The sequence below is a fragment of the Kitasatospora sp. NPDC043950 genome (assembly GCF_056435345.1).
Window position 1 is genome coordinate 86,345 of sequence record NZ_JBWKER010000005.1, and the last position, 21,133, is coordinate 107,477.

The following is a 21,133-nucleotide window of genomic DNA, read 5'->3' on the forward strand; positions in this document are numbered from 1 at the left end:
TCGGACGCCTCGGACGCCTCGGACGCCTCGGACGCCCCGGCGCCTCGGAGCACCGTCCTCCGGAATCCGAGAACGGCCCGTCGAGGCCGAACCGCCGGGTGGAGGGCCCGCCAGCACCGCGGGGGCCGGCCGACGGCTCCCCCGACCCGGAAGGAACTCAGCGATGGGTATCGTCATCAGCAGCCCGCTGCCGGACAGCGAACGCAAGACGACAGGGGAGGCCCTCCAAGGCACCCTGGTCGACCTGCTGGACCTGTCCCTGGTGGCGAAGCAGACGCACTGGAACCTCTACGGGCCCCGGTTCCGCTCCGTCCACCTCCAGCTCGACGACGTGGTCGCCACCGCGCGCGACTACGCCGACCAGGTGGCCGAGCGTGCCGCCGCGATCGGGGTCAGCCCGGACGGACGGGCCGCCACGATCGCCGCCACCAGCAACCTGCCCGACTTCCCCGAGGGCTGGACGGCCGACGTGACGGCCGTCCAGAACCTGGTGAAGGCCTTCGCCGCCGTGATCGAACGGATGCGGGTGCGCATCGACGAGACCGGCCCGGCGGATCCCGTCAGTCAGGACCTCCTGATCGGACTCACGGCCGAGCTGGAGAAGCACAGCTGGATGTTCCAGGCCGAGAACCAGCACTGACGGGGCCCTGCCGACCGCGACGGGCCGGGGCCGGGATCGGGGCGGGGGCGGGTCCCGGCCCCCTGCGCGCGCGGTGAGGTCAGTTGGGCGGTCCGGCCGTCAGCGCTTCTCGTCCCGGGCCTCGCGGGACTGCGTACGGCGGGACCGCGTACGGGCTGAGGACCTGTGGCGGCGCACGCGCCAGACGACGAGGGCGATGACGACCACCGCGGCGAGCAGGGCGGCGACGACGCCGCCGACGGTGCCCTCGACCTTGGTGTAGGCGGCCCCGGCGAAGTAGCCGAGGAGGGTGAACCCGACGCCCCAGGCGAGGCCGCCGAGGGCGTTGAAGAGGAGGAAACGGCGGTACGGCATGCGGGAGACGCCGGCCAGCGTGGGCACCACGGGGCGGAAGAAGGCGACGAAGCGGCCGAAGAAGACGGCCGCCGGCCCCCGCCGGCGGATCAGGTCACGGGCCTTGTCGACCTGCTCCTCATGACGCCGCAGCATGCGCGTGTCGAGGACCGCCGGGCCGATGTGGCGGCCGATCTCGTAGGCGACGGAGTCCCCCAGGATGGCCGCGCAGACCACGGCGAGGACCAGCCAGCCGATGGACACCCTGCCCTGGTGGGCGAGGAAACCGCCGAGGACGGCGGCGCTCTCGCCGGGGATGAGGAAGCTGAAGAAGAGGGCGTCCTCGGCGAAGACGAGGGCGGCGACGACCGCGTACACGATCGGGCCGGACAGGCCGTCCAGCCAGTCGGTGATCGAGTGCATCAGCCACCCCGTTCGGGATCTGCCGCCCCTTCTGCCGCCCCCTGCGCCTCAATGTAACGGCGGGCGGTCCCGCACGCAGTGCTCCTCGGCGGGCGGGCGGCCCTCCTCCGGCAGGCCGCGCTGCCGGCGGCGGCGTTAGCCTTCGCGCTTCCCGGGTAGCCGCTCCGCCGGACCACGACGGATGACCCCGCGAGGAGGACGCACCATGGACGGACGCGAGCAGGAGGCGCTGCTCGGGATCGAACGGGAGCTGCGCCGCGACCGCGTCCTGGAAGCACGGCTGCACAGGTTCGGCCTCGGACTGCGCAGCAGGGCCTGGGACATGATGCGCGGGGTACGGCCGGGCCCTGTTCTCGGGCTCGCTCTGCTGTCGCTCGGCCTGCTCGCGGCCGGACTCCGGACGGCGGAGCCACCTGTCCTGTGGGCCTTCACGGGCTGCTGGGCGCTGACCCTCGCGGTCGCCTTCGCCGTGCTCTGCGCCTGCGCCGATGGCCGGGGGAGCGGCGGATGAGCGGCCTGCCAGGCTCGCCCGGCCTGCCCGGACCGCGCGGACCGCTGTCGGCGGCGGTGCTCGGGCTGGTGACCGCCGGCCCGCCCGGCGCCGGACGGCTGCTCGCGCTACCGGGCCCGCTCCACGACCCCTGGGGAGAGGACCACCAGCTCGCGCTGCACCTGTGCTACGAGCTCCACGACCGGGGCCTGCCGGGCGTCCACCCCGGCTGGGAGTGGGAGCCGGAACTGCTCGCCCTGCGACGGGAGCTGGAGCGATCGTTCCTGGCGAGGGTGCGCGCCGAGACGGAACCCGTACCGGCGTTGCCCGAGGTGCTGGAGCAACTGCTCACGCAGCCGCCCGAGGGTACCGGGCCCTCGCACTTCCTGCTGGCCGAGGGCGAGCGCCACCACGCCCGGGAGTACCTGGTGCACCGGTCCGTCTACCACCTCAAGGAGGCCGATCCGCAACTGTGGGTCCTGCCGAGGATCCACGGGCCGGCCCAGGCGGTGCTGATGGCGATCGCCTACGACGAGTACGGCTCCGGACGCCCGGAGCGGGCGCACTGCCTGCTGTTCGCCCGGATGATGACCGCCTTCGGCCTCGACCCCGAGTACGGCCACTACCTGGACGTCGTCCCCGCGCCCATGCTGGCGACGGTCAACCTGATGACGCTGTTCGGCCTGCACCGCGTGCTGCGCGGCGCCGCCATCGGGCAGTTCGCCGCCATCGAGATCACCTCCTCGCCCGGCTCGGCCTGCCTGGCCGCCGCGCTGGAACGCCTGGGTGGCGGCCAGGACGGCACGCTGTTCTACCGCGAACACATCGAGGCCGACGCCGTCCACGAGCAACTGGTGCGCCGCGGGGTCATCGAGGAACTGCTCGCCGCCGAACCGGAGTCGGCGCCGGACATCGCCTTCGGCATCGCCGCCGCCGGGACGGCCGACCGCCGCTTCGCCGACCACCTGCTCGGCTGCTGGCGCGCCGGACGGACCTCCCTGCGCTCACCCCTCGCCGACTCCTCCTCCTGAGCCGTGCCGTGCTCCTGAGCCTTCTTGTGCTCCCGAGCCTTGCGGCGGGCGGCCGTGCCGCCGGTGGCTGGTGTCGCAGAACGGATACGTCCGGCTGCGCCGGCAGGCGCACAGGGCCACCACCGGGCGCTCGGAGACCCGCCGGGTGCCGTCCGGCAGGACCACCTCCACCGGGCCCTCGACCAGCAGGGGACCGCCCGGCACGACGACCACCCGGGTGACGTCCCGGTCAGCGTTCGCGGACACCGCGCACCACCGCCAGCTCCTCCTCGCGCTCGCCCGGCCCGATCAGCCCGAGTCGCTCGAACAGGGCGGCGCGGGCCGTCAGCACCGGCCCGAAGGGCTGCCGCTGCCGCGCCGCCACGCTCGTGCGCAGCCCGGCCGCGCGCAGGAGCGCCAGGGTTTCCGGGACGTCCGCGAGCGCGGACTGCACGATCAGCAGCACGCCGTCGGCGGCCAGCACGCGGGGAGTCGTCCGGCAGATCCGGTCCAGGACCAGCCGCCCGTCCGGGCCGGCGTCCCAGGCCAGGGCCGCGCCGCGGCCAGGAGACCCCTTGCCGGGGTCGGTGGGGAGGTACGGGGGATTGGCGGTCACCAGGTCGAAGCGGCCACCGGAGAGCGGAGCCAGCAGGTCGCCCCGGTGCAGCCGGATCCGGCGGTGGTGCAGGCGGGAGTTGCACCAGGCGGCCGCGACGGCACGGGCGGACAGGTCGACCGCCGTGACCCGTGCCCCGCTGCGCGCGGCCGCGAGCGCGACGGCGCCCGTCCCCGTGCACAGGTCGAGCACCCGGCTGGAGCCGTCCAGCGGCTCCCGGCGCACACAGGCGGCCAGCAGTTCGGTGTCCCCCTGCGGCGGATAGACCCCCGGTGGTCGCAGCAGCAGCATGCCGGGCGGCTTCCCGCACCGGCGCCGTTCACACCTGCCGGACCCGCACACCTGCCGGACCCGCACACCTCCGTGCACACCCTCGACGAGGTGGACCACGCCGGCTACGACCTGCTGCTCGTCCCGGGCGGCACCATCACCGCGGACACCCTCCGGCTCCGCGAGGCGGCCGTCCACACCGTGCTCGCCTTCACCGTCGCTGGACGTCCCGTCGCCTTCACCGTCGACGGGCGTCCCGTCGCCGCCATCTGCCACGGGCCGTGGCTGCCGGCCGAGGCGGGCGTCGCGTACGGCAAGCGGCTCACCTCCTACCCCTCCGTGCGCACCGACCTCGCCAACGCTGGTGCCACCTGGACGGACGAACCTCTGGTCACGGACGATGCCGACGGCTGGCGGCTGGTGACCTCGCGCAACCCCGACGACCTCGAACACTTCCTGCGGGGCGTCGACGCCGCGCTGCGCACACGGTCCGAAGCGGTCGGCTCGCGCTGAGGAGGCGACCGGCCGTCGGCCGCCGCCCGCACGCTCGACGCGGTGGGTGCGGTGCTCAGCGCGCGGCGGTTTCCGCCGGGTGGGCGTCGTCCTCGTGGTGGTCCTGGGCGGCTGCTCCGGTGGCGTCGGGTGCGGGGCCCTGTCTGGCGGCCTGGCACGTGCTGCAGGTGAGCCAGTGCGCTGGAGGTTGGTGGGCGTAGCGGTGCGGGGCGAGGGTCATTCCGTCGGTGTCCAGGCCGCACAGGGTGCGGCGGCCGCAGGTGCCCGAGGCTTCCGCGGGGGCGGCGTGCACGCGGCGCACCGGGCTCTCCGGGTCCGCCGGGGTGTGGTCGGGGCCGAGGAGCCGCACGTTGGTCGGCATGTCTAGCTCAAGTACGACGACGATGTCCATCTTCTCAACGTCGCTGCTGGGCCGGTCCGCCGCACCCGCTCGGTGGCATCCGGACCAGCCCGGGCCACCTCCGGCGGACGGGTCCCGACCCTGCTTCCAACGGCCTTGGCGACGCGTGGTGAGGCCTGGCACCCCGGTGCCCCCGTGGGCGCCCCGACCGGCGTGGCGGCGGTCGGCGCCGTCGCGTTCGTCCGCGGGGCCACATCCTTCGGGACCTCCGCGGCGGCCGGACCGATGGCAGGTACGGGATGACGGCAGATACGGGATGACGGCGCGGGCCGGGGGAGTGACGCTGGTGGGGTGGACGGCAGCGACGCGGTACGCGCGGAAGGCTCCCGGCGGCCCGTGCCGGACGGTGCGGGGCGCGGCCGGCAGCCGACGCCGACGGTGGGGGTGGAGGAGGAGTACTTCCTCGTGGACGCCGCCACCCGCGCCGCGGTGCCCGCCGGGCCGGGGCTGGCCGCCCGCGCCGCCGGCGTGCTGGGGGAGCTGGTGTCCGGGGAGTTCACGGACCTCCAGATCGAGGTGCGGACACCGCCGTGCAGCACGATGGAGGACCTGTCCGCCGAGCTGACGCGACTGCGCCGCGAACTGGCCGCGTGCGCGACGGCCGAGAACCTGAAGGTCTGTCCCAGCGCGACGCCCGTGATCGGCGGCGACGTGGCGCCGGTGGGCGATCACCCCCGGTACCGCGACGGGGTGAAACTGTTCCGGACGATGATGGATGACTTCGCCGTCTGCGCCCTGCACGTCCACGTGTTCCTGCCCGACCGGGAGGTGGCGGCCCTGGTCGGTAACCATCTGCGGCCATGGCTGCCGCTGCTGGTCGAGATGAGCGCCAACTCGCCCTTCCACGCCGGACGGGACACCGCGTACGCGAGCTGGCGGTCGGTGCTGCGCCTGCGGTTCCCCGGTCTCGGGCCGCCGCCGAGGGTCGAATCCTTCGACGACTACCGGCGCTTCGCCACCGCCATGGCGGACGTCGGTGGAATGTCCTTCGCCGAGCTGCCGTTCTGGGACACCCGCCCGCACCCGAACCTGCCGACCCTGGAAGTACGGTGCATGGACGTTCCGGCCGAGGCGGTCGACTCCGTGGCCCTGGCGGCCGTCGTCCGGGGACTGGTGGGGACCCGTTTGGCGGAGCACGGCGACCAGGGCCCCCGGCTGAGCGGTGAGCTGCTGCGCGGCGCCTACTGGTACGCCACCCGCGACGGCTGGCCGGGGCGGGGGACGGACGCCCTGACCGGACGGATGCTGCCCGCCCCGGAACGCGCACGGCGGCTGCTGGAGCACATCGGCGCCGCATTGGAGGACATGGGGGACCTGGAACGGGTCACCGCCTTCGTCGACCGGCTCGCCACCCGGGGCAGCGGCGCCCACCGCCAACGCGCCGCACACCGCGCCGGAGGCCTGCCGGCGGTGGTGGACGACCTGGCGAGCTGCATGATCCCCCCGGACGCCGCCCCGCCGCAGTCACCCGCCTGGCGGACCCCACTGCGGCGCGGCCGCGACGGGCGTGCCAGCTTGGAGGGAGCCGGCAGGGAGCGGCCGGGGGACGGACCCGCGCCGACGGCCGCCCGCGAACCCCTTGGGAAGCCGATGTACGCCACCCCGAACCCGAACGGCCGCACCCCCGAACGGGGCGGCCTGGTGCGCCGCGACGGCTTCGCCCGCCTGAGCGCCGCCGACCTCGGCGTCGACCCCGAGGCACTGGCGGAGGACTTCGCCCGGCTCGCCGACGCCTACCGGGACCTGCCCCCGGACCCGTACGCGCGGGAGACCAACCGGTTCCGCCGCTACTCGCACGCCGTCTACCTGCCCTGGACCGGTGTGCTGTCCTACATCCCCGGTGCCCCCGACGGCGAGTTCGGCACCGTCGCCGAGTACTGGCAGGACGAGCACAACCCCGAGTACCCCCGGATGCGCCGCCGGCTGCCCGACATCCCGCCCGCCCTGCACGGCAACCGGCTGCTCGACGCCCTCGTCCGCGCCGACCTCGACCACGCCCTGTGGCTGGAGGACCTGCACCGCGTGCCCGTCTACGTCGGCATCCACCTGATCGCGCTCGGCGTGCAGGACCGGGGCCAGGTCGCGGTGTCCTCGCCGAACTGCCTTCACCAGGACGGCGGTTCACCGGCCACGTTCACCTTCGCCCACCTCGTCGGCCGCCGGAACATCGAGGGGGGCGAGAACGTCATCGCCACCCCGGAGAGCGTCGGCCGGCAACCCGACGCGCTGCCCGCCGACGCCATCCACACCCGCTTCGTCCTGACCGAACCGCTGGACGGGTACGGCGTCCACGACCGGCGCGTCAGCCACTACGTCGGCCCGGTCCGCCTCGGCGACGACGGGGGCGACGGCCGCCGCGACATCCTCATCGTCGGCATCGCGCCGTACGCGCCCGGACTGTGAGCGCCGTACGCGGGCACTGCGGGCACTGCGGGCACTGCGGTCACTGCGTACGCAGGGCGCGCTCGCACTCCTGGCACCGCTGGTCGGCGAGCGTGGGCGGGTACCAGGGCTCGCCGGGCCGGAGCGGCCGGTAGTGGGTGTGTTCCATCGGGCCGGTCTCCAGCCCGCACAGCGTGTACGGCTGCGGGTCCTCGGGCACGTCGGGATCGGCCCCGGCGGCGTGCACCGCGATCACGGCGGGCTCGGCACCTTCCGCATCTTCCGCACTTTCCGCGCTGATGGCCCCGATGGCCCCGTCGGGCTCCAGCTCGAAGAGCACGATGATCGATGCCATGCACCGAGCCTCGGCCATCGCCGGCGGACCCACATCCGGGGGTGGGCCTTTCGAGGCGAGCACCCCTTGCCCCGTTTCGGCCCGGCCCCGCCTGGAAGAGCGGCGGGACCGACGACCGCATGGATCGCGCCCGTCGGGGCCTGCTGCCATGCTCGGGTGATCACACCTCGTGCACGGAAGGAGTCCGTCGATGATCGTGCCGCCCGCGCTGGAACGGTGTCCGGGCGGGCTGCGGTGAGGGGCTGGGTGGTCGGGGCCGTCGGCGAACCGGGCAAACCGTGCAAACCAGGCGAGCCGGGGCGGTTGCTGGTGGTACTCGTCGACGGTCGGCGGCTGGTGACGCGCGAGCTGTCCGGGCAGGAGCGGGCGGAGCTCGGATCGCCCGTCGCCGGGCGGCTGCGAAAGCCGCATCCGGGCGCGCGGTCGATGGTGCGCTGGCTGCGCCCGGTGCTGGCCGTCGTCGTCGAGCTGGAAGCCGGACAGGTGCGCCGCATCGCCTTGCCCGCAACGGGCGACTGAGTGGTCCGCCGCCACCCGGTCCCGGCGCTGCGCACCGCGCTCCGAGCCGGATCCGGACCCGCCGGCGCCACCTCGGCGGCCGTCGTGGGGTTCACCCGATTGCCCAGCGTCCGTCCGGCCGGCCCCGGGACGGACCGGGCGCCCGGGGGCGGGCCGCGTCCGGGCGACGTAGGTTGCGGGCATGACCAGTGACGAGACGACGATCCCGGCGGTAGGGGTGCGCCTGCTGGACGAGGTGTTCGACGCGATCGAGGCGGCCAACGGCCGCCCGCAGCCGTGGACCGGTTTCGACCACGGGATCCTGGGGGCCTACCGATGGGCCGCCGGCGCCCAGGTCGCGGCGCCCCTCACCGCTGCCGCCGCGCTCGGCGCCACCGGGCCGTGCCGGGCGCAGCTCCTGGCCGAGTGCCAGGCCGCCGCCGTCCGTCTGCGCGACGTCTCGGCCTTGGCCTTGGCCTCGGCCTCGGGTGAGGGCGACGGCGCGGACGAGGGCGCGGACGAGGGCGCGAACGCCGCGTACGCCCTGGGCGCCTACCAAGCGCTGGCCTGGCTCTGCGGCCACCACGAAGACCGCCCCTGACCCGGCGGTCCGAAGGGCCGGCACCGACCTGCGGGCCTGCCGACCTGCCCGCATCGAGCACCCGCGCATCCGCGTACAGGGAGACGACACCGTGCTGAAGGACGACAAGTCGCCCGGCGGGGGCAGGGACGAGACGCCCCAGGAACGGGCCGACCGGCTCTGGAGCGAGATGCTCCAGGAGGTGCGGGTGTGCCAGACCGGCGCGCAGATCCTCTTCGGCTTCCTCATCAGCGTGGCCTTCACCCCGCGCTTCGCCGGCCTGCCCGACTTCGACAAGGACCTCTACGTCGCCACCGTCATCCTCGGTGCCCTCTCCACCGGCACGCTCGTCGCCCCCGTGGCCTTCCACCGCCTCCTCGCCGGCCGCGGCATGAAACCCGAACTCATCCACGTCGCCGGCCACCTCATCGCCACCGGCCTCGTCACCCTGGCCCTGACCATCGCCGCCGCCCTGCTGCTCCTGCTGCGCACCGCCACCGGCAACCCGGTCGCCGCCTGGGTCCTCAGCGCAGCCGTCCTGCTCTGGTTCACCACCACCTGGCTCGTCCTGCCCCAGATCGTGCTGCGGCGCACGGCCGCCCGCCGGACGGCTCCTTAGCGCCGGTCCTGCACGGGTCCGGATCCCGCCGTGGCGTCGTGGCCGGAGCGGCGCCAGGAACGGCAGGGCCCGCCGACCGGATCTCCGAGGCCGTGCGAACGCGTCGCGACCGGCGTTCGGGGTAGACGCCGGGGCAACCCCGAGGAGGAGCGGCCAGGCCCGCCGGTTCGAGCAGGAAGCAACCACCGGGCCCGCGAGGCCGCCCCCAGAGCGCACCGGATCTGCCGACTGACCTGATGAGAAGGGCTACGCCATGAGCACGCACGACACGGGCACCACCCCCGCGGAACACGACGCCTCGCGGGACGGCGACGACACCGTACGGGAGCGGTCCGCGGAGGAACGGAACATCGTGGCGCCCACCCCGAAGGACGTCCGCGCCAAGGCCGACGAGCCCGACGACGCCGACGACGCGCCCACCCCACCCGCAGCCGACACCCAGGCCCCCTGACCGGCGACACCCCCCCGCCGCCCCCGGCCCCTGGCCGCCCGCACCCCGCCCGGGCGCTCGCACTCTACTCACCCGATGGACGGTGCAGCAGGGGCTTCGGCCCCTTCCACGTGCGGAAACCCGGCGAGCCGCTATCACCCGATTCGCCGAAGTCGCCAAGACCCACGTTGGGTAGTTCGTGATCCCGTACGCTGCTTGCTCACCGGGTGGGGCTGGCATGAGGGGGCGTGGGGATGGCCGGTGGAGAGCGTGGGCGCAGGGCCGCGATCGTCCGGTACTGGCGGGCTGTGGAGTTGTTCAGCCCGCAGAAGGTCGACCGGGTGGATCCGTTGAAGGACGTCTATCCGGTCTGGGAGGGCCGACCGCTGCCGTGGGAGCCGGGCCACCGGCTCCGCCGGCGCTCGCCGGGCCGCGGGCGATCCTGGCAGCACACGGTGTACGCGGGCGTGTTCGAGCTCGCCGCACTGCGCGACACACTGCTCGGCGTGTTCGGCACCGACGGCCCTACCGAGGACTTCGACGGCCGCTTGGGCGGCCAGAGCGCGGTGCTCTGTTTCTCGGTCAACGACCAGGGGCTGCTGCTCAAGGACAGCGTGACGATCTCGTCGTGCGCGTGGGCGGTGGGCCGGGCCCTGCGCCCGGGGCCGGCGGACCCGGCTTGGCTCGACGGCTTCGAGAAGGACTCCGAGCTGTGCGTCTCCACTCTCCTGGAGCTGGGCGACGGCCGGCTCCCGGTGGTGGAACAGCGGCGAGGAGCGGGCGGCGCGTCCTCCGGACCCGGATCGGCGCTCGGTGCGATCGCGGGTGTGGCGGTCGATGTCGTGCTCGGCGCGGCCGTCGGCGGGATCGCCTCGACGGTGGGCACCGTGGCGGGCGCCGCGCTGGGCTCGATCACCCAGGCGGTCGCCGAGACGCTGACCGGATCGGCGGCGACCTCGCTCGCGGACCGGGTCAGCAGCCGGGTGAGCGATCACGTGACCCAGCGGGTGGAGGGAGTCCTCGATGGTGGCTTGCACCCTGCGGGCAGTGCCGATTCCGACGCTCTGCATTCCGGGGATGACGCGGACGCGGCGGATGAGCCCGAGGAGCCGGACCTGACGAGCGATCTCCCCGTTCCGTTGGGCCTGAAGCCGCTTGAGGTCAGGGACCTCGCGGCCGTCACCCGCTGGGTCGCCGAGCAGCTCGGGATCGCGGAGGCGCTGCGGCCGGACGCCGTGCGGGTGAAGAGCTACACCGTCCGGGAGTCGCAGAGCGAGGAGAGCGACCAGTCCGACTTCCTCAACAGTTTCATCGCCGCGGACCTGGAACAGGTGACTGCGGCGCTCGCGGAAGGTAGGTCGGGACGGGCGCTGGAGGAGTATCTCCGGCCCACCGCAACTCTGGACTCCGGCCGCCGGACCGACGTGCGGCAACAGCCGCAGATCCTGCTGGACGGTGTCCGTCCGACAGCCGCCCCGCTCGGTCGGTGGCCCGGTAGGAGTGACCAACCCCTGGTCCTCAGCCAGCAGTTCGCGGTGAACAGCGCGTTGGCGGAGCTGGGTGGCGCCGGGGGCAGCGGCCTTTACGCGGTCAACGGGCCGCCCGGCACGGGCAAGACCACCATGCTCCGCGACCTGATCGCCGCCCTGGTGGTGCAACGTGCGGAGCGGCTGGCGGCGTTGGTCTCTCCAGCGGACGCGTTCGGCAAGGTCCACACCTGGAGTTCCGGCCAGTGGAACCGGCGGCTTCACGGGCTGCGGGAGGAGCTGACGGGCTACGAGATCGTCATCGCGTCCGCCAACAACGGCGCGGTCGAGAACGTGACGACCGAGATCCCGTCCGCAGCCGCGGTAGCCGAGGAGTGGCTCGAGGAGGCCGACTACCTCTCAGCGCAGGGCAGGCTGCTGCTGGGCGGCGCGGACGCGTGGGGCGCGGTCGCGGCACCTCTCGGCAATCGCGCCAACCGCTCCCAGTTCGTCAGCCGCCTCTGGTGGGGCAGGGAGATGCAGGAGACGGCCGACCCGCGACGCCCCGGGCAGAGCCGCCGACAAGCCGTGGCCACCGGCCAGGGTCTGCGTGATCTCCTGGTCCGGCAGACGGAGTCGGACCGTGACGCCCGACCTGGCCCGGATCGGAACCCGCTCGGCGACAGCCCCGTGTCCGGTGCCCCCTGCGCACCGGACGCGCCGGCCACCGCTGCGCTGGGCGAGCCCTGGCCGCTGGCGGTGCGCCGCTTCACCCAGGCGCGCCAGGCCGTCCAGGAGCTGGCCGCGTCCAGGGAGGCCGCGGCCGCCGCACGCGACAGCAGGGAGCTCCTGGCGCGACAGCTACGGGGTGCCGAAGCCGCTGTGGCAGCGGCCCGGGCGAACAAGGCCCCGGCCGAGCGCGCACTGGCCGACGCGCACGCCGCGGCGCAGAGCGCGACTGAACGGCTGGCGGCCACGCAGCAGACCGAGCACCAGGTGTCCACGACGTTGGCCGAGGCTCAGTGCACCGTGGAGCTGCGCCGGGGAGTGTGCCAGTCGCGGCTCGATGACCTGCGCTCGTACGATGCGCGGCAGCGTCCTCGCCGGCTACGTGCCTGGCTCTCCTCAGATGCGGAGGAGAGGTGGCTGCGTGGGCGGGAACCGCTGGTGAGTGCTCTGGCCCAGGCCGAAACAGTATGGGAGGCATCGGAGACCGCACGAGGCCGACTCGGCGAGCTCCTTGCCGACGCACGAGTCGCCAGCACGGAGGCCGCTGCCGCCGAGGCTGCGGCACAGCGCTCGTGCGCGAGCCGACTGGACGGCCTGCGCCGCGCGGAACAGGCCGTCACCGCTGCCGAGCAGGCAGCCGCCACGGCTCGGACCACCGCCGACATCGCCGCCCGCAAGGTCTCCGATGCGACGCGACGGTGGCGCGCACACGTGCCGGCCGAGGACTGGGCCGCACTCCCCGGAGACCCGCAGGCCGATGGCCGGCGGGAGATGTCCGCCCCCTGGATGGACGAGGAGTTCAGCGCCGCCCGCACCCGTGTGTTCCTCGCCGCGCTGGATCTGCACAGGGCCTTCCTCGCGGCGGAGGCGAAGCGCCTGCTCACCAGCTTGCAGGCGGTGATGGAGGTGGTGGGTGGCGACGCCCCGAAGGACCTGCCGCCGGAAACCGTCCGGGCCGCCTGGCAACTGTTGTTCCTGGTCGTGCCGGTGGTGTCGACGACCTTCGCCTCGCTGGACCGCCTCTTCGCGGGCCTGGGCTCCGAGGACCTGGGCTGGCTGTTCATCGACGAGGCGGGGCAGGCCACCCCACAGCAGGCGGTTGGTGCACTCTGGCGGGCCCGCCGGGCGGTCGTCGTCGGCGACCCGTTGCAGCTCGAACCTGTCGTGACGGTGCCGTGGACGGCACAGCAGCGGCTTCGCACCCACTACGGAGTGGCGCAGGAGTGGGCGCCCGGTCGCACCTCGATCCAGCGGGTCGCCGACCGCCTCGCGCGGTGCGGCACCTGGCTCCCGGCCGAACTCCCGGACGGCGGAACGGAGGTGTGGGTGGGGTCACCGCTTCGGGTGCACCGTCGCTGCGACAATCCGATGTTCGAGATCAGCAACCGCATCGCCTACGACGGGTTGATGGTGTTCGGCACGGGTGAGCGAGCGCCCTATCCGATCGCCGACCGCAGCGTCTGGCTGGACGTCGTCGGGGGCGAGTCCGACGGCAAGTGGGTGGCTCAGCAGGGGCTCGTGCTGGGCAGGGTGCTGGATCTCCTGGGGGAGCGGCTGCGCGCGCAGATCGAGCAGGAGAAGTCGGAGTCCGCGCTACGAGAGGGCCGGCAGCCGGTGGGCCTCAGCACCGCGTCGGCCGCCGAGGTGCGCGAGCGACTCGGCAAGTCCGTGTTCGTGGTGAGCCCGTTCCGTGAGGTGGTCGCCGAGGCGCGCCGGACGGCCGGAACCCGGCTTCCCGCCAAGCGGGTCGGCACGGTGCACACCACCCAGGGCAAGGAGGCGGACGTGGTCATCCTGCTGCTGGGTACCGTGGCGTCCCAGAGCGGAGCCCGCGACTGGGCGGCTGCCAGCCCCAACCTCCTCAACGTCGCAGTGAGCAGGGCCCGGCGACGACTGCTTGTCATCGGCGACCGGGGACTGTGGGGCCGGCACCGCCACTTCGATGTCCTGGCCGACCACAGGGGTTTGGCCCAATTCGACGCGTCCGGGTGGCTGAACGGCTGACCCTCTGTTCGCTCCAGCGGAAGGAGTAAGGCTGGTTGACGCTCCAGGCCTCGGCGAAGGAGTCGATCACGCACGCGACCGACGGCTCGACCTGTCTCCAGCGCCACAGGTGCTGGAACCAGTCGGTCCAGGTGAAGCCGGCTGACGGGTTCCGTCGGCTCGCCTACGGGTGATCAACGACAGGGGAGGCGTGACCGCCTTCGTCAGGTGCTGGTGCGGCCGTTGATGTGCGCGGCGACCAGTTCGCTGAGGGGGTACAGAGACTCGGGAACCAGCAACGGCAGCAACGGGATCGCCTGCGTCCAACTCCCGTCGGCGAGCAGTTCCCGGAGGAGGTCCCGGGCTGCAGCCCTGTCTGCGTCGGTGCGGTCGGGGCGGCCTCCCGCATGAGCGAGCGCGAGGCAGAGCTGAACAGTGCTGTCCTCGGACTCCTCGACGGACAGGACTGCGGGCGCCCCCGCCAGGACGTGGGCGGCAGCAGCCAGCGCAACGGCACGCGCCGTCGGTGTCGATGCCGCGTTCGCGATGCGCAGGGCATTGGCGGCATCGCCGTCCAGGGAGCTGAGCAGGGCGAGTTCAGCGTGGGAAGCCCGTTCGGGTCGCAGGGAGCGCAGCCACTCTTCCAGCTCACCCGCGGCGCGTCCCGGTGCGGGCACGCAGTCGAGCCGCCGCAGCAGGGCCAGGAGCGTCGTCTCCTCCCGGTCCCAGGTCTGTCGAGGCCTGTTCGTGAACTCTGCGGCGAGCCGGATCGCTTCGCTGAGCTCCGGATCCGGGCGCGTCGGATCGGGGCGTGCGAGCAGCAGTTCTGCCAGCGCCGGAAGTTGGCTGACCGGGCGGCCGGCGCCGATGCGCCGTCGTACCAGTTGGACCGCTGGCCCGATCAGTTCAGCGGCACGTTCCGGATCATGCCGTGCCAGGCCGGCGGCGACGAGAACCAGCGTGCGTCGACTCCTCCTGCCTCGTACGGAAGAAGAAGCCTTGGCGTCTGCCGACTCCTCCATCCGGGCCACCGCCACCGCCGCTTCCGCGTCCCCCGTATGGGCCAGGGCCTGCGCGACGGCTCCTCGCACGGCGAAGTGCGGCGTGCGAGGGACAAGCCGGGCGGCCTCGTGGGCGTACGCAACCGCCTTCGGTGAGCGACCGCCGAGTGAGCACCCCATGGACAGCGCGGCCAAGTGTCGAGCGCGGTCGCCTGGTTCCGTCGAGCAGCTGATCAGCTGTTCGGCCTGTCCGAACTCACCGGTCATACCGAGCGCCCGGACCAACTCCTCGGCCGAGCCGGTGCTCAGAGCGATCGGCGCGTCGGGGAGTGAGGAGCGGACGGCGGCCTCCAACTGTTCGCGCCCGAGCTCGAGGTTGCCGCCGTGCACCAGCTGCTCCGCGTACTGGAGCCGGGTGACCGGACCGACGAGGGGCTCGTGGTTCCCGAGCGCCGGGCTTCGGCCCGGGACGGTGGACGGTGAGGGTGCTTCGTCCGTCTGGACATGAGGCCGTGCACTTCGGGTCGGGGGAGCCTGGGCGAGGTTCCGTTTGGCTTTCCGTTCCTTCGTCAGGGCCTTCGCGCTCGCGTCCACCTCCCTCCGGTGGGCCCGCCGCTGCTCCTCCTTCGCCGCGAGATGGGCGGCGTGCTCGGCTGCCACCTGTTCGTCGACTGCTGAGAGAAAGGCCTCCGCCCGCTCCAGTTGGTCGTCACCGAGAACGCCTGTGCGAACTCCCCGGCTGAGGGCAGTCATCAGCAGCTTGGCGTCCAGGTGAGGTTTGAGGCCGGTGCCGGCCACGGTCTCGGCGCGGACCATACGGTCCATCGTGCCGGAGAACTCGCGTGCCCGGTGGGCCCGGTCGGCTGGGGATTCCAGCCTGACCAGGGCGGTGTGCAGATGGTCCCGCGCGATCTTGAGCACGTCCCAGGCCTTCGACCGGCGGCCCATGGTCGCCAAGGCCTGGGCCGCGAGTGCGAGAGTGTCCACCACGGTCAGGCCGTCGGGCATATCGATGGCCTTGCAGAGGCGTTCGATGCGGTCCAGGTTCGCGATGTTGCGGGAGCTGGAGGCGCGGGCGATGGTCGCCCAGATGTCCACGGCCATGGCCTGGGCCCGAGGATCGACCTCGCTCAGCTCCTCCGCGTGCTCTTCCAGGGCTTCTACGAAGCGCTCGGGGCCGTCAGCGGAGAGGAGGACCGCTCCTTCGACGAGTGCGTCCATGGCAGCCGCGTCGCTGAGCACCACGGCCCGGAACAGTGTCTTTGCCTCATCCCTCCTGCCGAGTGTGTCCAACGCGCCCGCTGCCTCGGCCACTTCCGCACAGGCGTCCTCGAAGAAGCCACCGGCGCGCGGAGTGAACCGGCCCGAGCGGACCAAGCAGTCGGCCGCCTCGCGCGCGATTGCGGTGGCATCGGGGTGCGAGGCGCGTGCCGCTTCGACGGCAACCTCGGCCAACCGGGCGGCCCGCAGAACGAGTTCCGGCTCCGAGCGGGCCACGGTGCAGGCGCGGGCGACGCTCCCCGACTGCGCGAGGAGCACGGGTGCCCGAGGTGGGACCGGTCCGACCCGGCGCTGTACGAGGTCCAGTGCCGCGGCCAGCCGGACGGCGGTCTCGGCTTCCTGCCGTTCAGGATCCGATACCTCGACCGCCTTGAACTCGGATTTGAGAAGACGTAGTTGGTCGAGCATGACCTGAGGTCCCAGTGCGTCCGCGACCCGAAGCTGTCGCAGTGGGTCGAGCAGGAACCGTCCGCGCTCACCCGCCGTGTCCAGCAGCTGCGGATACTCGGTCAGCAGATACGTCGGAGAGCCCTCGGGCCAGCCGGCCTCGCGCCAGCGCGCCGCCCAGGCGTGCAGCCGACGGGTGCAGCGCTCGACGGTGGCCTGGTCCCACTCCCGCCGGATGGCGTGCGGCATGCCGGCGTGGCTCAGCAGGTGGACCTCGGCCGATTCCTCGTTCGAGACGATGCAGAGCTGCTCCCTGCTGTGCAGCAGGCCGTTCACGTCCTCGACGGAGGCCTCGGTCAGTTCCGCGAGGTCGGCCGCTCGCAGGCCGCCCCCGCTGTCCGTGACGGCGAGCAGGTCGGTGACGGCCCGGCCCAGGTCGGTTGTGCGCAGCCGCTCCAGGTCCGCGAAGCACGCCTGTTCGACATCGTAGCTCCGGTCGCCCGCGGTGAGTGGGCGAAGGCACTCGCGCTCGCGCAGCGGATGCGCTTCGGGGACGTCGACGGGCAGCGGCCCGCTCCGCCGGCTGGAAACGATGACGCGGACGTTCGCCGCAGGAGCGGCCGGGAGAAGTGCGGCGATGCTCGCCACCCCGGTCCCACCGGGCGCCCCAGCCGTCGGCCAGGCGCGGTCCTCGTCCAAGCCGTCGACCACAAGGAGGAGTTGCCGCTTCTGCTTTCGGCTTCGACCCGCGGCCTTGGTGAGCAGGCGCAGGAACTCCGCCTCGGTGGACGTCTTCCTCCGGGGCTCGGGTACCTGGAGTTGTCGGCGCAGTTCGGTCATGAATTCGGTACGGGTGTTCGTCCCGTGCTTCTCGGACAGGACACAGAGCAGGAGGTCGGTGTCCTGCGGCGGCTGCCTCGCGTAGTCGGTGAGCAGCGCCGTCTTTCCTACGGGAAGCTGTGCGTGCCACCACAGGTACGAGGCCGCCTGCGGAGCCCGATCACGGACGAAGGCATTCATCGCGGCGCGCTCGCGCTTCCTGCCGCGCTTCTCCGAGTCGGCTCTCCATTCGCGCCGGCCCCTGGCCGTCTCTCCTCGCGCGGCATGGAGAGCGACTTCCCATTCCTCGCGCGGATGGAGGCGTTGGCTGTCCTGGCCCTCCAATTGTTCGACCAGGTTCCAGAACAGGTCCGTTGCGTGAGGAGCGGACTCGCCGCAGCACCAGTGCCGGAGGGTCGATTCCCGTAGCGCGCCGTTCGAGACGAGTCGTGCAGCACCCCGGCGACTCATGCCGCGCGCCTTGATCAACTCCTGCAGCATCGCCCCGAGGTTCCTGCGTGCCGTCCCGGGCGCCGTGCTTCTGACCATTTCTGCTCCCACGCTGGTGAATAAAGGGCTCCTGACCAGCGGATATCCCACCCGGATGTGGAGGCGCACCGGGGCGCCGTCAGAAGCTCGGCTCATCGACCGCGGGCCGCAGGCCTCCGACAGAAGGATCTCCCCATGACTGTGCTTTCCATGCTGACCCAGGATGCAACTGCGGCTGCCGTGCTGGCCGCAGGAGCCGGCCTGCTGTACGGGGTCGTCCTCGCGATCGTGGCCCTCGCCTCGGTCCTGGCCCGGACCCCGGACCGCCGCCGTGATGCCCGTTCCACTCTGACGATCCTCTCCAGGCGCCGCCAGTCCAGGTGAGCGGGTGCCCGTAGCGCGCGGCGGGCGCCCGCCGCGCGCTACGTCCCGGCGAGGTGCCGACTGCGGTGGGCGGGCAACTCGACAGCAGTAAGGCGTCTGTCGCTGAGGCGACACGCAGAGTGACTCCGTATGAGCTCCGAAGCAGTCAATCTCTGAGAAAATCGCTGGCGTACCAGGCGTGGGGCCGCCATCGCGGTGATGTTGGCCCCGGTCGCTGGTGCCGACATCACCGAGATGAAAGGACCTTAGATGCCTGTGGGGAAACGTGGTTGGTTGAGTGAGCTGGTGCTGCTTTGGCTCGCATCGGTTGCAGCGGCACTGACGGTCCAGTTGGTGGACTTCCTCCGAGCCGTTCTCGGAGCAGCTTAGGCTCCGAGAACGGCCCCTCCAGCCGGCTGTAGGGTCCCGCCTCGTTCGCGCGGAGCGGGACCCGGAACGGAGCGCAGCGATCTCCGGTCATCGAGCAGGCTGGGCGGCCGAGAGAATCGGCGGCGCCTCAGTCTATGGCGCGTCTTCTGTTCCTTGCCCATGGGTGGTGATGTGATGGATCCCTGTCAGCATCACGGAAGAGATACCCCCGCGTGCAGCGGGCATGGACCGTCGACGGCAGCGGGCGTTTGCCGGGTCGCTTTCCCCGCGCGTGCGGGGCTGTCCGGTGCCCCGTCGTTCCGACTGGGATGGCGGGGCAATCCGGTCGATCGAGCTACACGATCCGATCCCGGCTGCTAGCGTCGGGCTCTGCTTGGGAGTTCCAACTCCCTTGCCAGAAAACAGCGATCATATGAAGTGATGGGCAGAGCCTTGCCGCGAACACACCCTTCGGCCCCGGTCGAGCAGCGCCTCAGCTGGGATCCGCGGCGAGAGCCGTGCATTCCCGTCGTAACGCCCGAAGGCTCCATGGTTTCGCTCTCATTGTGCGAACTTCTCGACCGATCAGATGATTTGATGACGATTGACTGCCCGACCCCGGGCGAGACAGTCGCCGTCATCGAGTTCGTCATGGCCATCTGCTTCGCTTCCGATACCTGTCCGAGCACACCCGAGGAATGGCGGGAGTGGATCCGTGACGAACGCAGTCTCCGCTCCGCAGCCGAGTGGCTGGCCGGTGAGCCGGACGAGCACTGGGACCTGTTCCACCCCGAGACGCCCCTCGGGCAGAACTCCCTTCTGGCCCCCTCCTTCGACGAGAGCGGCACGGGGACCGCGCAGTTGGTCATCGAGCGGGCCGGTGACTACAACCAGTTCTTCGACCACCACCACCTCGAGGACGGCGAGCCGCTGCCAGCGGCCGACGCGTTCCGAGCCATGCTCGCCCAGCACGTGTACGGCACGTACGGCAGGGCAAGGATCACCGGCAGGATTCTCGGACCCACCGTCACCAACTTGTCCACCGGGCGGTTGCAGGGACGGATTCGGGTCGTTCCCCTCGGCCGTACGTTCGGCGAGACCTTGCGGCTCAACCTCTATCCGCCCGAGGGAGACCCGGGCCGGCTCAACACCTCCTGGACCAGTGGTTCCGTGAGCCGCCGGAACTTCGCTGTGCGGGCCCGCCCTCGGGTACCGGAGAGCCCTGCCGACCTGCACAGCGCGCTCGGCCGCTCCGTCCTGTTGCGACCGAAGCGCGATGCGGACGGTGCGATCGTCGTCGACCGCGTGTTGATCGGAGCCGGCGAGGTCCTGGAACTCGACCCGGAAAAGCATATGCAGGACGCCGTGTTCAGCCGGACCACCGGCGGAGAGGTCAAGCCCCTGTGGCCGTCGCCCACGCGCGCCCTCTGGCAGGAGGCGCACGCCCTGTACAGCGCGGTGAAGGACGCGCAGCCCGGTCTCTACGCGCGACTGCGCTCGCTGCCGCACAAGCGGGATTGCCGGGGCGCGCCCTACCACTTGTGGGCTGTCGGCCTCGTCTCCAACAAGACGCTGCCGGTCTCCTGGACGGACGGCTACTTCCCTTACGCCCCAGCGATGGAGGTGCAGCTCTACCGTGCGTCCCGGCGGGGCTCGCGCATCGCCGAGTACCTGGCGTGGAGTCTCAAACGGGCGGCGATCCTCGCCTCGGAGAAGGTCCACTCGGCAGCGCGGCCGGCCGACGAGGCCCGGCAGATATCCCGGTTCGACGCGCGGTGGATGTTCTGGCCCGAGGCTGCCAAGCCCTTCGACCAGTTGCTGGAGGCAGTGATCGATGAGGGGTACGACAACCCGGGAGATCCGGTCGCGCCCCTGCTCCTGGAGTACACGCAGGCCCTCACCGGTCTGGCCCGTACCCACCTCGTCTACCGCCTCGACACCCTCCCGCCCAATGAGCGGGGCTTCCAGGCCAGGGCGGACGCCCTGAAGCGTTTCGAGGACGACATCAGCCATCCGAAGGCCCCGGCCGAACTCCGGGGGGAGACCGCCCATGACTGAGGACAGCACCCGAGACGGGTACCCCGTCGAGGACGCCTTCCCGCACGACAGCGCCGCACTGGTTGCCTGGCTCACCACCCTGGTGCGCAACCGCGAGTACGGCACCCTGGCCAACCTGCGCCGGGCCAGGGGCCGGACGAACGCGCACATCCGGGCCGGCTGGTACGGCGGTGAGAGCCACCGCGATCTGTTCGAGCGGATGGCCTTCCTCTTCGCGCTCTACCACCAGGGCCGTTCGACGCCGGCCTACGGCTACGGGAGTCTCGGTTCGGCGGCGGCGCGCATCGGTGACAGCGTAGGACGGGGCCCGGGCGACCCGGGCGCGCAGCGGCTCGTGGACCGGGTGGTCGTCAGCCGGAGAGTGCCGTGGCGGCACCTTCAGCACACGATCGTCCGGCTCCGGTCCTGTGACCGGCTCCCGCCCTCCTGGACCCGGCTCACCGAGGACCTGATCCTCTGGAACGACCGCAAGGCCCGCATCGCCTACCAGTGGTCGGTCGACTTCCATGCCCCGGTCCACCGGAGCCGGCCGTCCGGCAGTTCGCCGCAGAGCCGGTAGGCCGAGGCCGGGCAGGACCAATGGGCCCGGTTCGTCAGACCGGTAGGCCAAGCACGACACGTACACGATC

Annotated in this window: 19 protein-coding genes and 1 pseudogene; 14 read left to right on the top strand and 6 right to left on the bottom strand. The window is 72.3% G+C overall.

Annotated elements, in window-relative coordinates; translation table 11 throughout:
• Positions 1-163: 163 nt before the first annotated feature.
• Positions 164-640, top strand: a complete 477-nt coding sequence (locus AC07BF_RS05115; RefSeq protein WP_363584375.1) for a Dps family protein — start codon at positions 164-166, stop codon at positions 638-640.
• Between the two features lie 99 nt (positions 641-739).
• On the opposite strand, the gene AC07BF_RS05120 is transcribed toward AC07BF_RS05115, so the two are convergent.
• Positions 740-1,396 (bottom strand): DedA family protein, encoded by a 657-nt coding sequence (locus AC07BF_RS05120; RefSeq protein WP_400806807.1) that lies wholly within the window; start codon positions 1,394-1,396, stop codon positions 740-742.
• A 205-nt stretch (positions 1,397-1,601) separates the two neighbouring features.
• Here AC07BF_RS05120 and AC07BF_RS05125 point away from each other — a divergent pair, with 205 nt between their 5' ends.
• Both AC07BF_RS05125 and AC07BF_RS05130 read left to right on the top strand, forming a co-directional pair.
• Positions 1,602-1,907: a hypothetical protein gene (locus AC07BF_RS05125; protein ID WP_363584379.1), complete on the top strand. Its 306-nt coding sequence runs from the start codon at positions 1,602-1,604 to the stop codon at positions 1,905-1,907.
• Complete coding sequence (locus AC07BF_RS05130; protein WP_478332960.1) at positions 1,904-2,917, top strand: iron-containing redox enzyme family protein; 1,014 nt, start codon at positions 1,904-1,906, stop codon at positions 2,915-2,917. Before AC07BF_RS05125 ends, AC07BF_RS05130 begins: the two co-directional genes overlap by 4 nt.
• On the opposite strand, the gene AC07BF_RS05135 is transcribed toward AC07BF_RS05130, so the two are convergent.
• Together AC07BF_RS05135 and AC07BF_RS05140 are read right to left on the bottom strand one after the other, a co-directional pair.
• A complete protein-coding gene (locus AC07BF_RS05135) occupies positions 2,891-3,163 on the bottom strand; it encodes a CDGSH iron-sulfur domain-containing protein (RefSeq protein WP_363584383.1) in 273 nt (90 codons plus the stop codon). The genes AC07BF_RS05130 and AC07BF_RS05135 overlap by 27 nt on opposite strands.
• Complete coding sequence (locus AC07BF_RS05140) at positions 3,147-3,803, bottom strand: HemK2/MTQ2 family protein methyltransferase (RefSeq protein ID WP_478332961.1); 657 nt, start codon at positions 3,801-3,803, stop codon at positions 3,147-3,149. Before AC07BF_RS05140 ends, AC07BF_RS05135 begins: the two co-directional genes overlap by 17 nt.
• Positions 3,804-3,860: 57 nt before the next feature.
• On the opposite strand from AC07BF_RS05140, the pseudogene AC07BF_RS05145 reads away from it, so the two are divergent.
• Positions 3,861-4,295 (top strand): annotated as a pseudogene (locus AC07BF_RS05145) (DJ-1/PfpI family protein); the annotation flags it as partial.
• A 55-nt stretch (positions 4,296-4,350) separates the two neighbouring features.
• Here the strand turns inward: AC07BF_RS05145 and AC07BF_RS05150 are convergent.
• Positions 4,351-4,656: a hypothetical protein gene (locus tag AC07BF_RS05150; protein WP_363584389.1), complete on the bottom strand. Its 306-nt coding sequence runs from the start codon at positions 4,654-4,656 to the stop codon at positions 4,351-4,353.
• A 330-nt stretch (positions 4,657-4,986) separates the two neighbouring features.
• On the opposite strand from AC07BF_RS05150, the gene AC07BF_RS05155 reads away from it, so the two are divergent.
• Complete coding sequence (locus AC07BF_RS05155; protein WP_478332962.1) at positions 4,987-7,098, top strand: YbdK family carboxylate-amine ligase; 2,112 nt, start codon at positions 4,987-4,989, stop codon at positions 7,096-7,098.
• A 40-nt stretch (positions 7,099-7,138) separates the two neighbouring features.
• Here AC07BF_RS05155 and AC07BF_RS05160 read toward each other — a convergent pair whose 3' ends face one another.
• Positions 7,139-7,432, bottom strand: coding sequence for a hypothetical protein (locus tag AC07BF_RS05160; protein WP_363584393.1), 294 nt, complete (start codon positions 7,430-7,432; stop codon positions 7,139-7,141).
• Between the two features lie 246 nt (positions 7,433-7,678).
• On the opposite strand from AC07BF_RS05160, the gene AC07BF_RS05165 reads away from it, so the two are divergent.
• The 6 genes from AC07BF_RS05165 (at position 7,679) to AC07BF_RS05190 (ending at position 13,931) form a co-directional block, all read left to right on the top strand.
• Positions 7,679-7,951: a hypothetical protein gene (locus AC07BF_RS05165; RefSeq protein WP_363622695.1), complete on the top strand. Its 273-nt coding sequence runs from the start codon at positions 7,679-7,681 to the stop codon at positions 7,949-7,951.
• A 181-nt stretch (positions 7,952-8,132) separates the two neighbouring features.
• The gene (locus tag AC07BF_RS05170) at positions 8,133-8,531 is read left to right on the top strand and encodes a hypothetical protein (protein WP_478332963.1); all 399 of its coding nucleotides are present in this window, start codon (positions 8,133-8,135) and stop codon (positions 8,529-8,531) included.
• A gap of 91 nt (positions 8,532-8,622) precedes the next feature.
• Positions 8,623-9,129 (top strand): DUF6328 family protein, encoded by a 507-nt coding sequence (locus tag AC07BF_RS05175; protein WP_363622699.1) that lies wholly within the window; start codon positions 8,623-8,625, stop codon positions 9,127-9,129.
• A gap of 253 nt (positions 9,130-9,382) precedes the next feature.
• Positions 9,383-9,580 (top strand): hypothetical protein, encoded by a 198-nt coding sequence (locus tag AC07BF_RS05180; RefSeq protein WP_363584400.1) that lies wholly within the window; start codon positions 9,383-9,385, stop codon positions 9,578-9,580.
• Between the two features lie 287 nt (positions 9,581-9,867).
• Complete coding sequence (locus AC07BF_RS05185) at positions 9,868-13,758, top strand: DEAD/DEAH box helicase (RefSeq protein ID WP_478332964.1); 3,891 nt, start codon at positions 9,868-9,870, stop codon at positions 13,756-13,758.
• 35 nt (positions 13,759-13,793) lie between these two features.
• Entirely contained in the window at positions 13,794-13,931 is a 138-nt protein-coding gene (locus AC07BF_RS05190) for a hypothetical protein (protein WP_478332965.1), read from the top strand.
• A 30-nt stretch (positions 13,932-13,961) separates the two neighbouring features.
• On the opposite strand, the gene AC07BF_RS05195 is transcribed toward AC07BF_RS05190, so the two are convergent.
• Positions 13,962-17,726 carry a hypothetical protein gene (locus AC07BF_RS05195; RefSeq protein WP_478332966.1) on the bottom strand — a complete coding sequence of 1,255 codons (3,765 nt, stop codon included), beginning with the start codon at positions 17,724-17,726 and terminating at the stop codon, positions 13,962-13,964.
• Positions 17,727-17,909: 183 nt separating this feature from the next.
• Between AC07BF_RS05195 and AC07BF_RS05200 the strand changes: the two genes are divergently transcribed.
• The 3 genes from AC07BF_RS05200 (at position 17,910) to casB (ending at position 21,063) form a co-directional block, all read left to right on the top strand.
• Positions 17,910-18,098: a hypothetical protein gene (locus AC07BF_RS05200; RefSeq protein WP_363622704.1), complete on the top strand. Its 189-nt coding sequence runs from the start codon at positions 17,910-17,912 to the stop codon at positions 18,096-18,098.
• 789 nt (positions 18,099-18,887) lie between these two features.
• Complete coding sequence (locus AC07BF_RS05205) at positions 18,888-20,504, top strand: type I-E CRISPR-associated protein Cse1/CasA (RefSeq protein ID WP_478332967.1); 1,617 nt, start codon at positions 18,888-18,890, stop codon at positions 20,502-20,504.
• Positions 20,497-21,063, top strand: coding sequence for a type I-E CRISPR-associated protein Cse2/CasB (gene casB, locus AC07BF_RS05210; RefSeq protein ID WP_478332968.1), 567 nt, complete (start codon positions 20,497-20,499; stop codon positions 21,061-21,063). Before AC07BF_RS05205 ends, casB begins: the two co-directional genes overlap by 8 nt.
• The last annotated feature ends 70 nt before the right edge of the window (positions 21,064-21,133 follow it).